Annotated in this window: 16 protein-coding genes; 11 read left to right on the forward strand and 5 right to left on the reverse strand. The window is 64.6% G+C overall.

The features are described 5' to 3' along the window. Positions 1-54: 54 nt before the first annotated feature. On the reverse strand, positions 55-675 hold the full coding sequence (locus EBBID32_RS07155; protein ID WP_006953271.1) for a c-type cytochrome: 621 nt from the start codon (positions 673-675) through the stop codon (positions 55-57). Between the two features lie 185 nt (positions 676-860). On the opposite strand from EBBID32_RS07155, the gene EBBID32_RS07160 reads away from it, so the two are divergent. The 7 genes from EBBID32_RS07160 to EBBID32_RS07190 all read left to right on the forward strand — a co-directional run bounded on the left by EBBID32_RS07160 (position 861) and on the right by EBBID32_RS07190 (position 5,765). Continuing rightward, a complete protein-coding gene (locus tag EBBID32_RS07160; protein WP_006953273.1) occupies positions 861-1,751 on the forward strand; it encodes a prephenate dehydratase in 891 nt (296 codons plus the stop codon). Positions 1,752-1,865: 114 nt separating this feature from the next. Next, positions 1,866-2,597 carry a sterol desaturase family protein gene (locus tag EBBID32_RS07165; RefSeq protein WP_006953275.1) on the forward strand — a complete coding sequence of 244 codons (732 nt, stop codon included), beginning with the start codon at positions 1,866-1,868 and terminating at the stop codon, positions 2,595-2,597. After that, positions 2,594-3,031, forward strand: a complete 438-nt coding sequence (locus tag EBBID32_RS07170; RefSeq protein ID WP_006953276.1) for a DUF2141 domain-containing protein — start codon at positions 2,594-2,596, stop codon at positions 3,029-3,031. Before EBBID32_RS07165 ends, EBBID32_RS07170 begins: the two co-directional genes overlap by 4 nt. A gap of 72 nt (positions 3,032-3,103) precedes the next feature. After that, on the forward strand, positions 3,104-3,946 hold the full coding sequence (locus EBBID32_RS07175; protein WP_006953277.1) for a MipA/OmpV family protein: 843 nt from the start codon (positions 3,104-3,106) through the stop codon (positions 3,944-3,946). Between the two features lie 96 nt (positions 3,947-4,042). Beyond that, positions 4,043-4,954, forward strand: a complete 912-nt coding sequence (locus EBBID32_RS07180; RefSeq protein ID WP_006953279.1) for a tetratricopeptide repeat protein — start codon at positions 4,043-4,045, stop codon at positions 4,952-4,954. Positions 4,955-4,965: 11 nt separating this feature from the next. After that, positions 4,966-5,580, forward strand: a complete 615-nt coding sequence (locus tag EBBID32_RS07185) for an LON peptidase substrate-binding domain-containing protein (RefSeq protein WP_006953282.1) — start codon at positions 4,966-4,968, stop codon at positions 5,578-5,580. Next, positions 5,577-5,765, forward strand: coding sequence for a Trm112 family protein (locus EBBID32_RS07190; RefSeq protein ID WP_006953283.1), 189 nt, complete (start codon positions 5,577-5,579; stop codon positions 5,763-5,765). Before EBBID32_RS07185 ends, EBBID32_RS07190 begins: the two co-directional genes overlap by 4 nt. On the opposite strand, the gene EBBID32_RS07195 is transcribed toward EBBID32_RS07190, so the two are convergent. The 3 genes from EBBID32_RS07195 to EBBID32_RS07205 all read right to left on the reverse strand — a co-directional run bounded on the left by EBBID32_RS07195 (position 5,758) and on the right by EBBID32_RS07205 (position 9,647). Then, the gene (locus tag EBBID32_RS07195; RefSeq protein ID WP_006953286.1) at positions 5,758-6,180 is read right to left on the reverse strand and encodes a RidA family protein; all 423 of its coding nucleotides are present in this window, start codon (positions 6,178-6,180) and stop codon (positions 5,758-5,760) included. The genes EBBID32_RS07190 and EBBID32_RS07195 overlap by 8 nt on opposite strands. A 68-nt stretch (positions 6,181-6,248) precedes the next feature. Then, positions 6,249-8,864 carry a TonB-dependent receptor plug domain-containing protein gene (locus tag EBBID32_RS07200; protein WP_037489469.1) on the reverse strand — a complete coding sequence of 872 codons (2,616 nt, stop codon included), beginning with the start codon at positions 8,862-8,864 and terminating at the stop codon, positions 6,249-6,251. A gap of 201 nt (positions 8,865-9,065) precedes the next feature. After that, positions 9,066-9,647, reverse strand: a complete 582-nt coding sequence (locus EBBID32_RS07205; RefSeq protein WP_037489472.1) for a TlpA family protein disulfide reductase — start codon at positions 9,645-9,647, stop codon at positions 9,066-9,068. A 43-nt stretch (positions 9,648-9,690) separates the two neighbouring features. Here EBBID32_RS07205 and argH point away from each other — a divergent pair, with 43 nt between their 5' ends. The 4 genes from argH to EBBID32_RS07225 are packed head-to-tail and all read left to right on the forward strand — an operon-like array spanning position 9,691 to position 13,370. Further along, entirely contained in the window at positions 9,691-11,058 is a 1,368-nt protein-coding gene (gene argH, locus EBBID32_RS07210) for an argininosuccinate lyase (protein WP_006953292.1), read from the forward strand. Then, positions 11,055-11,312 carry a hypothetical protein gene (locus EBBID32_RS07215; RefSeq protein ID WP_006953294.1) on the forward strand — a complete coding sequence of 86 codons (258 nt, stop codon included), beginning with the start codon at positions 11,055-11,057 and terminating at the stop codon, positions 11,310-11,312. The genes argH and EBBID32_RS07215 overlap by 4 nt, the downstream gene beginning before the upstream one ends. Positions 11,313-11,334: 22 nt before the next feature. Next, positions 11,335-12,600, forward strand: a complete 1,266-nt coding sequence (gene lysA / locus EBBID32_RS07220) for a diaminopimelate decarboxylase (RefSeq protein ID WP_006953296.1) — start codon at positions 11,335-11,337, stop codon at positions 12,598-12,600. Beyond that, the gene (locus EBBID32_RS07225; protein WP_006953297.1) at positions 12,600-13,370 is read left to right on the forward strand and encodes a precorrin-2 dehydrogenase/sirohydrochlorin ferrochelatase family protein; all 771 of its coding nucleotides are present in this window, start codon (positions 12,600-12,602) and stop codon (positions 13,368-13,370) included. Before lysA ends, EBBID32_RS07225 begins: the two co-directional genes overlap by 1 nt. A gap of 84 nt (positions 13,371-13,454) precedes the next feature. Here EBBID32_RS07225 and EBBID32_RS07230 read toward each other — a convergent pair whose 3' ends face one another. Further along, entirely contained in the window at positions 13,455-14,078 is a 624-nt protein-coding gene (locus tag EBBID32_RS07230; RefSeq protein WP_006953299.1) for a response regulator transcription factor, read from the reverse strand. Between the last annotated feature and the right edge of the window lie 97 nt (positions 14,079-14,175).

A 14,175-nucleotide genomic window follows, 5' to 3' on the forward strand; every position in this document is an offset into this window, starting at 1 on the left:
AACCAGTGCCGCGCCCGTCAATTCGCGTAAATCGACCGGCGTACCGGTCGCGCTTTACTCTGCTGCGTTGGCAGCGTTCCCGGCCGGGGCTTCGCTAGCGTTGGCGGCGTTGCCCGCTTCGGCGGCGTTTGCGCCTTCGGCGGCCGGGGCTGCGTCGGCGGCGGGCAGCGGCAGGTTGGAACCCTGCGTGTTGAGCCAGGCGATCAGATTGGCGCGATCGACCGGATTGCCGAGCCCGGCAAAGGTCATCTTGGTGCCGGGCGCATATTCACGCGGGCTTTTCAGCCACTTGTCCAGCGCCTCGAAGGTCCAGTTGCCCGGCACCGACTTCAATGCTTCGGAATAGGCGAAGCCTGCGACATGGCCATGGCCCTTGCCGACAGTGGCGAACAGGTTGGGACCGATGCCATTGGCACCGCCCGAATTGACGGTGTGGCAGGCGGCGCACTTGGCAAACACCTTTTCACCGGCTGCAACATCTGCGCTGGCGAGCAGGGTGTTGAGGCCGGGACCAGCAGCAGCGCCTTCCCCTTCGGCTTCCACGCCTTCGATCGCATAGCCCATGGTTTCGGGCCGTTCGTCATGGAAGAATTTGGAACTGACGATCGCGCCGCCGAGCGCAATAATGCCCGCGAACAGCGCCCAGCCCGCTACGGTATTGAAACGATCGCCCATTTCGCTCGATTTCCCTTGCATTTCTGTTCGGGCGGCTGTCTTGGCGCCCCCTCTTGGCCGTTGCCATAATGGCGGACACGCGAACGTGCAACCCGGCTTGACGCCACAAATGCGCGACCTGCCCTGCTTGCCGTCCTGCCGATGCTTGCGCGGCCCCGCGCAACTGCCTAAGCGCGCAGCCATCCATGGAAAACTATCCCGCTCCCGCGCGCGCCATCGTCGCGCAACTGGCTGAAAAAGCCGCCGCCGACCCGGCCCGCGCCGTCGCCTATCAGGGCGCGCCGGGGGCCAATTCGCATCTGGCGGCGCTGGATTATGCGCCCGATTGCGTGCCTTTGCCCTGTTTCGCGTTCGAGGATGCGATCGATGTGGTGCGTAATGGACAGGCGGCGCGGGCAATCATCCCGATCGAAAACAGCCTGCACGGGCGGGTTGCGGACATGCATTTCCTGCTGCCCGAATCGGGCCTGTCCATTGTTGACGAATATTTCCTGCGGATTCGCCATTGTCTGATGGCGCCTGACAACAGCCCGGTCAAAAGCGCGATCAGCCATCCGCAAGCACTGGGCCAGTGCCGCCATTATCTGCGTGAGCGGGGCATCCAGCCGGTCGCCTATGCCGATACGGCGGGCGCGGCGGCGCTGGTGGCGGAAACACGACTGCCGGGCGAAGGCGCGATTGCGCCCTATCTGGCGGCGGAGCTGTACGGGCTGCGCCTGATCGCCGAGAATATCGAGGATAGCGACGACAATATGACGCGCTTCCTGGTGCTGGCGCGTGAGCCGAAAATGCCGGTCGCCAATGTCGGGCCGGTGATGACGACATTCCTGTTCGAGGTGAAGAATGTCCCCGCCGCGCTCTACAAGGCGATGGGCGGCTTTGCGACCAATGGCGTCAACATGACCAAGTTGGAAAGCTACCAGCGCGGCGCGAGCTTCGCGGCGACCGAATTTTTCTGCGATATTGAGGGGATGCCGGGCGATCCGGCGGTCGACCGGGCACTGGCGGAACTGGAGTTCCACACCAAATGGGTGCGGATGCTGGGGAGTTACCGGCAGGCACGGCCGAGAACTTAGGGGGCTATTGGCCATCCTCCCCTGCTAGGGGAGGATGACATAGGGGTGCGGAGAAAGAGGCGTCATTCGAGCTTTCGCTGGGATGACGGTATTTGTTTGGGCTATAGGCGCTGGATGGTCGCAGCTATTCTTTGGTCCGCCTTGGCGATGAGCGCCATTGTCGGTGTGCGTTATCTGCTGGCGAGCGGCGGGTTTGCGCTGGCGACGCGGGTGCGGCAGCCGGGCCTGTATCGCGGGCTGGAGCGGCAGATGGGTCGGGAAATCGGCTGGTCGCTGCTGTCTGCGCTGATTTACGGCATCCCCGCCGGGATCGTCGCATGGGGATGGCAGGCGCGGGGGTGGACGCGCATCTATACCGATGTCGCGGCATTGCCGCTCTGGTATCTGCCGCTGTCCGTGCTGCTCTACCTCGCCGCGCATGACACATGGTTTTACTGGACCCATCGCTGGATGCACCGGCCCAAGCCCTTTCGCATCGCCCATGCGATGCATCATGCCAGCCGCCCGCCGACGGCCTGGGCGGCGATGAGCTTTCATCCCTGGGAAGCGCTGACCGGGGCGGTGGTGATCCCGGCGCTGGTGTTCATGATCCCCATCCATGTCGGTGCGCTGGCGGTGGTGCTGACGATCATGACGATCATGGGGGTGAGCAATCATATGGGGTGGGAGATGTTTCCGCGCTGGCTGGTGCGCGGGCCGCTGGGCGGGTGGCTGATCACCGCGACCCATCATCAGCGGCATCATGACCTGTATGCCTGCAATTACGGCCTTTATTTCCGGGTCTGGGACCGGCTGTGCGGCACTGACCGGGGGCTTGGCGATTTTACCGCGAAGGCGCGCGCGTGACGGGTCGGGTTGGCTGGTTGATCGCGCTGGTCCCGGCGCTGCTGGGTGCCGCTCCGTTGGGGCAGCCGCAACCGCTCAGCATGGTGCTGGAGGGGCTGCGGTCCACCAAGGGACAGATATTGGTGTGCGTGACGCGGGTGCCGCGCTATTTCCCCGATTGCAGCCATGATCCCGACAAGCGGCATTTCGTGGTGGCGGCAAAGGGCGGCGCGGTGACGATCGGCAATGTGACGCCCGGCGACTATGCCATCGCGATCGTCCATGACGAAAATGGCAATGGCAAGCTGGACACGTTCGTCGGCATCCCGCGCGAAGGGGTGGGCTTTTCGCGCAATCCGGTGCTGCGCTTTGGCGCGCCCAGTTTCCGGTCGGCCAGCTTTGCCGTCGCGGGTGCGCCGGTGGCGCAGGATATTCGCCTCAAATATTTCCTGTAGGATTGCGGGGGGAACCTGTAACCGTCGTGAAACATTCTTTGGCCTGACCGCCATTGGCTGAACAGGGGCCTTATGAACCAGCTTTCCCGTATCCTTCTGCTAACCCTGCCGTTCATCGTCCCCGCGCCTGTAGTGGCGCAGGAGGCGGAGGATCGCAGCAGCCTGACCGTCGGCATCGGGGTAGCGTCCATCCCGACCTATGAAGGGTCCGACGATTCCCGGATGATTTTCGGCCCGCAATTGCGCGGCACAGTGAAGGAGCATGCTTTCTTCACCCGCGGACCCATGCTGTTTTTCGACGCCATTCCCAATCGGGACGATAGCGGCATCGACTTTCAGCTGGGTCCGGTCGTCGGTGTGCGGCTGGACCGGACCAGCATCAAGCAGATCAACGACCGCGCCATCGAGGCGCTGGGCAAGCGGGACACGGCAATCGAGGTTGGCGGCTATGTCGGCATCGGCAAGACCGGGATCATCACCAGCGCCTATGACAATCTGAGCGCGCGGGTCGCGGTGACCAAGGATGTCGCGGGCGCGCATGAAAGCTATATCGTCACCCCGGCGATCGAATATTTTACGCCATTGTCGATCCGCAGCTTTGCCGGGATCGGCGTGTCGGCGGACTATGTCGGCAAGAAATTCGGCCGCTATTATTCGGATATCGACGCTGCCGGTTCGTTGGCGAGCGGCCTGCCGGTCTATGCGCGGGGCGGTGCCGACGCCGGATTCCGGCGCGTCAACGCGAATCTGACCGGGGGATATTCGCTGTCCGGCGACATTCGCCGGGGCTGGGTGATTGCCGGCATGGTCGGCTATTCCCGGATGCTGGGCCGCTATGCCGATTCGCCCGTGGTGGCCATTGCCGGGTCGAAGGACCAGTTCATCGGAGCTATCGGGGTAGGCTATACCTTCTGATACCGCGCTTTTCCTGACCTTGCGCGGGGAGGGTGACGCTCCCCATATTGCGGGCTATGGAGGCGGCGACGTACCGCAGTGGCAGGAGATGAAAGCGTGGCGACCCTGGGAATGAGCGAGGCCGACAAGCTGGCCGTGGAGGCGTTTCGCCGCGACGTGGTGGAGCCTTCGCGCACGCAGTTGGTGATCGTCGATTTCTGGGCCGAATGGTGCGGCCCCTGCAAGCAACTGACGCCGATCATCGAGAAAGTGTGCGCCGACTATGCGGCCAAGGGCGTCAGGCTGGTCAAGGTCAATGTCGATGAAAATGGCTTCATCGCCAGTCAGTTCCGGGTGCAGTCGATCCCGACCGTCTATGCCGTGTTTCAGGGCCAGCCGGTCGCCGACCTGTCGCAGGCGCGGACCGAGGGGCAATTGAAGCAATATCTCGACCAGTTGCTGGGCCAGTTGCCGATCGAATCGGAGGAAAAGGCGCAGGAGCAGGAAATCGCGCCGCTGATCGCGATGGGCGAGGAAACGCTGGCGGCGGGCGATGCCGAGCGCGCCTTGTCGATCTTCACACAGATTGCGCAGATGGTGCCCGACCATGCCGATGTGGCGTCGGGTCAGGCGCGGGCGCTGGTGGCGCTGGGGCAGCTGGACGAAGCGGAAGCGGTGCTGGACGCGCTGTCGGCCGATGCGGCGAAGGATCAGGCGGTCGATCGCGCGCGCGCGGCGCTTGCGCTGGCGCGCGACGCCAGGCCGGTGGCGGACCTTTCGGGGCTGGAGGCGAAAGTCGCGGCTGACCCCGACGATCATGATGCGCGGTTCGAGCTGGCGGGCGGGCTGATGGCCAATGGCGACCGCGAGGGTGCGGCAGAGGCGCTGCTGGAGATTGTGCGGCGCGACCGGGCGTGGAATGACAGCGCGGCGCGCACGCAATTGCTGACCCTGTTCGAGGCGGTCGGGCTGGAAGATCCCTGGGTATCGGCACAGCGTCGGAAGCTGTCGCAGATCTTGTTCGCCTGACGGCCGGGCCGGTGCCACTCGCCCGCGTCTCGATATTCCCGCTCTCCGGCGCGCTGCTGCTGCCGGGCATGGATTTGCCGCTCCATATTTTCGAGCCGCGATACCGGGCGTTGATTCATGACGCGATGGCGCGTGACCGGCGGATCGGCATGATCCAGCCGCGCGGAGATGGGCCGGTGCCGCCCTTGTTCGACATGGGCTGTCTGGGTCATGTCAGCCATATCGAGGCGCTGGACGACGGGCGGTTCAACATCATCCTGACTGGGCTGGCGCGGTTCAGGGTGGTGCGCGAATTGGCGGTGACGACCCAGTTCCGCCAGATCGAGGCGGACGTGATGCAGGCGCCGCAGGAAGATGAGGTGTTGCACGCGGTCGAGCGGGCGGCGCTGGAGATGGAATCGCGGCGCTTTGCCGATGCGCTGGGCTATGTCGTGGACTGGACCGCGGTGTCGCGGCTGGACGATATGGCGCTGGTCAACGGCATCGCCCAGATCGCGCCGTTCGATGCGGCGGCCAAGCAGACGCTGCTGGAGGCCGATACGCTGGGCGAGCGGTCGGAACGGATCATCCAGCTGATGCAGATTTTCGGCCGGATCGAACGCGACGGCGGCGCGACGATGCAATGAGGGATGTTGGCGAGAGTGCGCCGGTCGATCCATGGCTGCTGGCCAAGCTGGTGTGCCCGGTGACGCGGACGTCGTTGCGCTGGGATGGGGTGCGCGGGGCGCTGATATCCGATGCGGCGGGGCTGGCTTATCCGGTGCGCGATGGCGTGCCGGTGCTGCTGGCGCGCGAGGCCAGCGTCATTTAAACGCGGCGATACACTCGATTTCCAGCGGCGCGCCCAGCGCCAGGCCGTCCGCACCAAAGGCACTGCGGGCGGGCAGGCGTTTGCCCTTGAAATAGGGTATATAGGCGGCGTTGAAGCGTGGCCAGTCGGCCATATCGTCCAGCATCACCGTGCATTTGACGACATGGCCGAAATCGAGGCCATTGTCGGTCAGGATCTTGCCGATCGAATCCATCGCCTGTCGCACGGCGGCATCGAACCCCTCCTTGTGCGGGTCCATCCCTTGGGGCGACTGGCCGATCTGGCCGGACATATAGAGGGTGTCGCCGACGCGGACCGAGGGTGAAAAGGGCAATGTGGTGGGCATCGCCTGTTGCGCCGTTGCTGGCGTCGCGATGGTCAGGGCGAGTGCGGCGAGGAGGAAATGGGGCTGCATGGACATTCCTGCCTAAATAGCAAAAGGGCCGGTTCGTTTCCGAACCGGCCCTTCCTTCGTGACATCAATCAGAATTTGAAGTCGATGCGAGCATAATAATAGCCGCCCGACGTGCCATAGGCACCATGGCCATAGGGGCTGTTGTAGGAGCCGGAGCCGTTGATGTACGGCGACACGCCGGGGTTCACGACCACGCCGGTGCCGGACACCAGCTTGGGGACTTCGGGGATCTTGTCGAACAGATTGTTCGCACCGATCGAGAAGGTTACATTGTCGGTGAAATCATAACCGACTTCCAGATCGGTGATGATCGCCCGCTTTACCACGCCATTAAAGTATAGCTGGTTGGCGTTCACACCGTTGATCAGCGCGCCGTCGGCGATCAGGAAGCCACCGTCTGGCACCACACCGCTGCCGACGCCCGGACGCACCAGCACGCTGGTCTTGGCATAAAGCGTTTCGCGCAGGTTGACGGTCAGCTTGTCCGCCTTGAGCAGGGCGCCGAAACCAACCTTATATTTGGGCGTCGTATCCTCGATATTGCTTTCCGACGCGGCGTTGAACAGCGGGTAGCCGACCTTGTTGTTGGTGATCTTGGTCTTGTTGTAATTGCCGTTGACCGAGAGATTGAGCGAACCGAAGCCCAGCGAGACGGGATAGGCGATGGAGAAATCCACGCCCGTCGTCTTGGTGTCGATGCCGTTGGTGAAGCTTTGCACGCCAACGGTCTGGAGCGCGGTGTCGAGGACGATGCCCGCCGCCGCCAATGCATCGAAGATCGCCGCTGCGCCCGGCTGGACCACGCCGCCCTGTACGGCGTTACGCGACGCGGTGGCAGCGATGCGGTCCTTGATCTTGATCATATAGGCGTCGACCGTGACCGCCAGCTTGGGAACGGGGCGCAATACGATACCGGCCGAGAAATTCTTCGATTTTTCCGGGCCGAGCGGACCGAAGCCGAGCAGCGCCGCAGCAGGCGTACCGGCCGGAAGCTGGGCGACGGCGCTGGTCGGGCCGACGTTGATGGTCGAATATTTCTGTTCAGCGAGCGTCGGTGCGCGGAAGCCGGTGCTGGCGGTGCCGCGAATGGCGATGGCGTCGGAGAAGTCGTAGCGGGTCGTAATCTTGCCGATCAGCGTGTCGCCGAAATCGGTATAATCTTCGTAGCGACCGGCCAGATCGACCGTCCAGCCGTCGACCGGCTGGGCAATGAAGTTGATATAGCCCGCGCGCGAACTGCGGGTGAAGCGCCCGGCGTCGGTCGCCTTATAGCCGGGGAAGGACTGCACGCCGGTCTTATAGGTCGAATAGAAATCGCCCTGGACGATTTCATAGGTGTCCTTGCGATATTCGCCGCCGAAGGCGAACGTCAGCGGTGCGGCCATGCCCAGCTCGAATTCCTTGCGGATGTCGGCGGTGACCGTGGTCTGGCTCAGGCGGAAGCCGCCATCATAGGCCTTGTCGGGCGTATTGGGGACGCCGATACCCTGGAGCGATGCGGCATAGCTTTCCTGCCATACTTCGCGATGGGCGGAGCTTTCGGTCCAGATGTCGTTCTTCTGATAGCCATAGGTGGTGCTGAGGTCATAATTCCAGCCGCCGCCGACTTCGCCCTTGGCGCCGACGGTCATGCTATATTCGTCCTCGATCACATGCTGGAGCGGGACCATGCCGAAGGTGCCGGTGTCGCTGTAGCAGATGTTGGGATTATAGGCCGCAGGCGTGACCCCGCCGCCGAGATTGCCGGTTTCGTAGCAGATGCGCTTGGGATGGCGGTAGCCCTGCTTGGCCCAGCCTTCGCGACGGGCAACGTCGCCAAAGGCATAGACTTCGACACCGCCAAAATCATAGCCAGCGTTGACGAACAGCAGGTTGAGTTCGGTCTTGGGCTGACCGCCGTTGATCCCCGCCAGCGCGTCCCCGGCCAGATTCGACCATTGGGCAGGCGCATTGGGCTGGAGCGTGCCATCGGGTCTTGTGACCTGGACCTGGCCTTCGCCGAGCGTGGTATAATCCTGACGGCGGTGGAACAGGCTGAGGTTGATGAAGCCATCCTCGCCCAGTTTGACGCCATAGTTGCCGGAGATGGAGAACAGCTCGCCTTCGCTGTCATAATGCTGGCCGCCGGTGATCTTGATCGATCCGCCTTCGGCATCATCCTTGAGGATGAAGTTGATGACGCCGGCGATGGCGTCCGTGCCGTACACGGCGGCGGCACCTTCCTGGAACACTTCGACCTGCGCGACGGAGTCTGGCGGAATGAGGTCGATGCTGGGCGCGGCCGAGCCGGAGAAGGCACCGAGCACCTGAAGGATGCCGTTGCCGTGGCGGCGCTTGCCGTTGACAAGGACCAGCGTGTGGTTGGGGCTGAGGCCGCGCAGGCGGGCCGACAGCGAGAAGCTGGAAAGATCGGTGCCCTGCGTCTGCGCGGTGAAGCTGGGGACGATCTGGGTCAGCACCTGGTTCAGGTTCGGCTGTCCGACATGGGCGATTGCGTCGGAGCTGAGCACCTGGATCGGTGCGGCGCTGTCTGCGGCCTGCATCCCCACGGCGCGGGTGCCGGTGACGATGATGGCGGCGCCTTCGTCGGCCTGTGGTTCCTGCGGCGCGTCCTGCGCGATGGCGCAGGCGGACCAGGACGATGCGAGGATCAGTGAGAGTTTAAGCGCGGACAACCGTGTCATTCATGCCCCCTGTTTAGATTTATCGATGACAGGGGGAACGACGAATACGCAGCGCCAATCCTCTATTGCGCTGCACAAAAATTACATATTTGTGGATTGTTTCCATCTCGTTTCCATATCGGAAACATAAGGTTATCACGCGGCTTTTGCCCTATTTGGGCGACAGCAACCGATTTTGCACCTGCGCCAAAGGACGGCGGATCAGGACGCCATGGCGGCGTCGATCAGCGCTTTGGCCTCTGGCCCTTCCCAGTCCATCGCGCCGATCACGCGGACCATTTCCTTGCCCTGCGCATCATAGAGGACGGTGGTGGGCAGCAGGCCGGTGGCATAGTCGAAGCCGAAATGATTGTCCGGGTCGGCCCAGCCTTTAAGGTGCGGCAGGGCGTGTTTCGCGAAGAAGGGTTTGACCGCCTTTTCGCCCTGTGTGTCCTGCGAAATGGTCAGGACAGCCAGCCCCTTTGGACCGTAGGTTTCCGCGATCCGGTCCAGCGTCGGCATTTCCGCGACGCAGGGCGTGCACCAGGTCGCCCACAGATTGACGAGCAGCGGGCGCCCGGCGAAATCCTGCAATGTCGCCTCCCCCCCGTCGGGATTCTGGAAGGCGAAGGTCGGGGCGGGGGTGCCAGCCTTGCTGCGGTCCAGCCGGTAGCTGAATTCGCCGTCTCCCTTGGTGGCGTTACCTGACGCCATTACCTCGCCGCTCATGCTTGCATTGGCTTGCCCAGCGGGCGGCGATTGCCTATCGCAGGCCGCCAAAGCAGCGGTCAGGAGCAGTATCATCAGCGCGCGCGAAACAGGTTCCAAGGGGGAAGGCTCCAACAGCATGTGGGGTGGCCGGTTTGCGGCCGGCCCCGCTTCGATCATGCGCGAGATAAATGCCTCCATCCCGTTCGACAAGCGATTGTGGAAGCAGGACATCGCCGGGTCCAAGGCGCATGTCGCGATGCTGGCCAAACAGGGCATTGTCGAGGGTGAGGATGCGCAGGCGATTACCGAGGGGCTGAACCGGATCGCGGCGGAATATGAGGCCGATGGCGTGCCGGTCGACCTGGATCTTGAAGATATCCACATGGTCACCGAATCGCGGCTGGCGCAGCTGATCGGGCCGACCGCCGGGCGGCTGCACACGGCGCGTTCGCGCAACGATCAGGTCGCGACCGATTTCCGCCTGTGGGTGCGCGACGCGATCGACGAAGTGCAGGCGGGCCTGATCGGCCTGCAACGCGCTTTGCTGGCGCGGGCGGGCGACCATGCCGACGCGGTGATGCCGGGCTTTACCCATTTGCAGTCGGCGCAGCCGGTGACGCTGGGGCATCATCTGATGGCCTATTATGAAATGGTGCGGCGCGACCGCAGCCGCTTTGCCGATGCGCGGGCGCGGGCCGATGAATGTCCGCTGGGCGCAGCGGCGCTGGCGGGCACCGGATTCCCGATCGACCGGCACGCGACGGCGGCGGCTCTGGGCTTTGCCAGGCCAACCGACAACAGCCTGGACAGCGTGAGCGACCGCGATTTCGCGCTCGATTATCTGATGGCGGCGACACAGGCGTCGCTGCATCTGTCGCGGCTGGCCGAGGAGTTCATCATCTGGGCGAGCCAGCCCTTCGGCTTCGTCAAGCTGCCCGACGCCTATTCGACCGGCAGCTCGATCATGCCGCAAAAGCGCAACCCGGATGCCGCCGAACTGGTGCGTGGCCATGCCGGGCGGATCATGGGCTGCATGACGGCGCTGTGCGTGACGATGAAAGGGCTACCGCTCGCTTATTCCAAGGATATGCAGGACGACAAGCCGCCGGTGTTCGAGGCGCACGATCTGCTGGCCCTGTCGATCGCGGCGATGACCGGCATGGTCGAGACGGTGACGTTCCGCACCGACCGGATGCGTGGGCTGGCCGAAAGCGGCTTTGCGACCGCCACCGATCTGGCCGACTGGCTGGTGCGGGAGGGCGGCATCCCGTTCCGTGAGGCGCATCATATCACCGGGCGCGCGGTGGCGGCGGCGGAGGCGGCGGGCGTGCCGCTCGACCAGTTGCCGATCGCGACATTGCAGGAGATTGACGGGCGGATCGACGATCGCATCTATGCGGTGCTGACGGTCGATGCGTCGGTCGCCAGCCGGATGAGCCATGGCGGCACGGCTCCGGCGCAGGTGCGGGCGCGGATCGCGCAGGCACAGGAGGAATTGGGATGAGGCACAAGCGGAGACTCGCGGGCCTGGCCTGCGCGGCGCTGGCATTGGCCTCCTGCGGTGGTCGGCAACCCTTGAAGCCCGTGGCGGGCCAGGAATTGCCTGCGGTGCCGGTGGGCGCGGCGACCGCGCCGACGGGCGCGCAGTTGATGACGCCATCGACCCAGGCGCGGCCGCAGCGCAATGTGGAATTGCTGACCCAGTCGCAAAAGCGGCAGGCGGATGAATTTGACCTGCCGCCCGAAAAGCAGCCCTAATCAAGAAACTAAGGACCAGAATTTGGACCATTTCGACTATGTGGACGGTGCCATGCAGGTGGAGCAGGTGCCGATGGCGGCGATCGCCGATGCGGTCGGCACGCCGGTCTATGTCTATTCGACCGCGACCCTGACGCGCCATGTCAGCGTGTTCCGCGATGCGCTGTCGGCGCTCGACAATCCGCTGATCGCCTTTGCGGTCAAGGCCAACCCCAATGCCGCCGTGCTGGCGACGCTGGCGAAGCTGGGTCTGGGCGCGGATGTGGTGTCGGGCGGCGAATTGCTCCGCGCGATTGCGGCGGGGATTCCGGCCGACCGCATCGTCTTTTCTGGCGTGGGCAAGACTGCCGAGGAAATGCGGCTGGCGCTGGGCCATGGCATTTTCCAGTTCAATCTGGAAAGCGAACCGGAAGCGGAAATGCTGTCGCAGGTTGCGCTGTCGATGGGCAAGCGCGCGCCGGTGGCCTACCGGATCAACCCTGATGTGGATGCGGGCACCCATGCCAAGATTTCGACCGGCAAGTCGGAAAACAAGTTCGGCATCCCCTATGACCGGGCACTGGAAAGCTATGCCGCTGCGCGCGATCTGTCGGGCCTCGACGTGCAGGGCGTCGCCGTTCATATCGGCAGCCAGCTGACCGATCTCGCGCCGCTGGAGGCCGCCTTTACCAAGGTTGGCGCGCTGGTCGCGGCGTTGCGGGATGCGGGGCATGATATCCGCACCGCCGATCTGGGCGGTGGTCTGGGCGTGCCTTACGACCCTGCTTTGCCGGTGCCGCCAAGTCCCGCCGCCTATGGCGAGATGGTGTGCCGGGTGACGCAGGGCTGGCCGGTCCGGCTGATGTTCGAGCCGGGCCGGGTGATCGTGGGCAATGCGGGCGCGCTGCTGTCGCGCGTGGTGCGGGTGAAGCAGGGCGCGCAGGCACCCTTCGTGATCGTCGACGCAGCGATGAACGACCTGCTGCGCCCCAGCCTCTATGACGCCTGGCATGATATTCGCGCGGTAACGCCGGTGGGGCAGCGCGCCGCCGCAAATGTCGTGGGACCGGTGTGCGAGACCGGCGACACCTTCGCCATGGGCCGCGACATGGATGTGGTGGCGGCGGGCGATCTGGTCGCCTTCATGACCGCGGGCGCCTATGGCGCGACGATGGCGGGCACCTATAACAGCCGTCCGCTGACGCCTGAAGTGCTGGTGTCGGGCGACAAATGGGCGGTGGTGCGCGCGCGCCCGCCGATCGAGGCGCTGATCGCGGGCGATAGCATCCCCGACTGGCTGGCCGACTGATGCACAGCCTGCCCGTCTTTCTGCGCCTGACGGGCAGGCCGGTGATCCTGACCGGGGATGGCGAGGCGGCGGATGCCAAGCGCCGCCTGCTGGAGCGGGCGGGCGCGGTCATCGTGGGCGAGGATGATCCGCAGGCGCGGATCGCGATCGTGTCTGACGGAGACGTGGCGACGGCGACGCGGCTGCGGGCGCGGGGCGTGCTGGTCAACGCGACCGACAATCCCGGCCTGTGCGATTTCACCCTGCCTGCGATTGTCGATCGCGACCCGGTGCTGATCGCGATCGGCACCGGCGGCGCGTCGGCAGGGCTGGCCAAGGCGCTGCGGCAAAGGCTGGAGGTGCTGTTTCCCGCGCGGCTGGGCGCGTTGGCGGATGCTTTGTTCGCCGCGCGTGGCGCGATCAAGGCGCGCTGGGCGGATGCGGGGGCGCGGCGGCGGGGGATTGACGCGGGGCTGGCGCCGGGCGGGATGATCGACCCGCTGTGCGCCGATGCGGCGGATGGGCTGGCGGGCTGGCTGGCGGCGGAGGGGCAGGCGGAGCGATCGCGGTTGGTCGCGATTCCATTGCTGTCGGGCGATCCCGATGATCTGACTTTGCGCGCGGCAAGGCTGTTGGGGGAGGCGGACCGGGTCTATCACCCGGCATCGGTGCCCGCGGTGATCCTTGACCGGGCGCGGGCCGATGCGGCGCGGATCGTTACGGACGCACCGCCTGATGATCCGGGCGAGGGACTGTCGCTATGGGTGACGCTGGACGGGGCGATAGCCTGACCACATCCGTTCGTTTCGAGCGAAGTCGAGAAACGTTGCGCACAGGTTTCTCGACTTCGCTCGAAACGAACGGCGTTGGGTGTTTCAGCCCTGCTGCGCGCTCAATCGTTCGACTTCATCATGCAGCGCCTGGATGGACGATACCAGCCGGGCGCGATCGACCTGTAATTCGCGCAAAGTCTCCCGCGTCTCACCCAGTTCCACGGCGCGCCGCGCGATACGGGCGTCGAGTTCGGCATTGTGGCGGGTCAGCGTGCCGAGTGTTTCGGCGCGCAGGCACAGATGGCGCATGCGGGCATCCAGCACGTCAAAATCAAAGGGTTTGACGACATGGTCGTCGGCCCCGGCATCCAGCGCCTCGACGGTGGACTGGCTGTCGAGCCGCCCGGTGAGCATGACGAAACAGGCGGACAGGGCTAGGTTCGCGGCGCGGATCTTCTTAATCGTTGCGACGGCGGGCAGCATCGTCAGCCCCATGTCGATCAGGATGATGTCGGCCGGGCGCGTGACCAGCAGGTTGACCGCGACAAAGCCATTTTCCGCCAGCGCGACATCATAGTTCAGATGCGACAGGCGGCGGGCGACGACGGCGCGCGCGGTGGGATTTTCGTCGATCAGCAGGATGCGCAGCCGGCGCTGCGGGCGGGTGGTCTCTGCCATGTCCTGATCGTCAGGCCGACGGCTGCGATTGCGCTTGAAGATCTGCATGGCTCCACCCTTTTGCTGCGTTCAAAAGGATAGGATTGGCGCGCAAAGAAATGGTTAACGGGGCTTCGAGTCTGTTGCCGCACCGGCCCACACCCCC

The organism is Sphingobium indicum BiD32 (genome assembly GCF_000382885.1).
Taxonomy (GTDB): domain Bacteria; phylum Pseudomonadota; class Alphaproteobacteria; order Sphingomonadales; family Sphingomonadaceae; genus Sphingobium; species Sphingobium japonicum_C.

Bases quoted from the DNA above. Each gene is read 5' to 3' on its own strand.
- EBBID32_RS07155 (WP_006953271.1), bottom strand. From the start codon at position 675: ATGGGCGATCGTTTCAATACCGTAGCGGGCTGGGCGCTGTTCGCGGGC.
- EBBID32_RS07160 (WP_006953273.1), top strand. From the start codon at position 861: ATGGAAAACTATCCCGCTCCCGCGCGCGCCATCGTCGCGCAACTGGCT.
- EBBID32_RS07165 (WP_006953275.1), top strand. From the start codon at position 1,866: ATGGTCGCAGCTATTCTTTGGTCCGCCTTGGCGATGAGCGCCATTGTC.
- EBBID32_RS07175 (WP_006953277.1), top strand. From the start codon at position 3,104: ATGAACCAGCTTTCCCGTATCCTTCTGCTAACCCTGCCGTTCATCGTC.
- EBBID32_RS07190 (WP_006953283.1), top strand. From the start codon at position 5,577: ATGAGGGATGTTGGCGAGAGTGCGCCGGTCGATCCATGGCTGCTGGCC.
- EBBID32_RS07195 (WP_006953286.1), bottom strand. From the start codon at position 6,180: ATGCAGCCCCATTTCCTCCTCGCCGCACTCGCCCTGACCATCGCGACG.
- EBBID32_RS07200 (WP_037489469.1), bottom strand. From the start codon at position 8,864: ATGACACGGTTGTCCGCGCTTAAACTCTCACTGATCCTCGCATCGTCC.
- EBBID32_RS07205 (WP_037489472.1), bottom strand. From the start codon at position 9,647: ATGATACTGCTCCTGACCGCTGCTTTGGCGGCCTGCGATAGGCAATCG.
- argH (WP_006953292.1), top strand. From the start codon at position 9,691: ATGTGGGGTGGCCGGTTTGCGGCCGGCCCCGCTTCGATCATGCGCGAG.
- EBBID32_RS07215 (WP_006953294.1), top strand. From the start codon at position 11,055: ATGAGGCACAAGCGGAGACTCGCGGGCCTGGCCTGCGCGGCGCTGGCA.
- EBBID32_RS07225 (WP_006953297.1), top strand. From the start codon at position 12,600: ATGCACAGCCTGCCCGTCTTTCTGCGCCTGACGGGCAGGCCGGTGATC.
- EBBID32_RS07230 (WP_006953299.1), bottom strand. From the start codon at position 14,078: ATGCAGATCTTCAAGCGCAATCGCAGCCGTCGGCCTGACGATCAGGAC.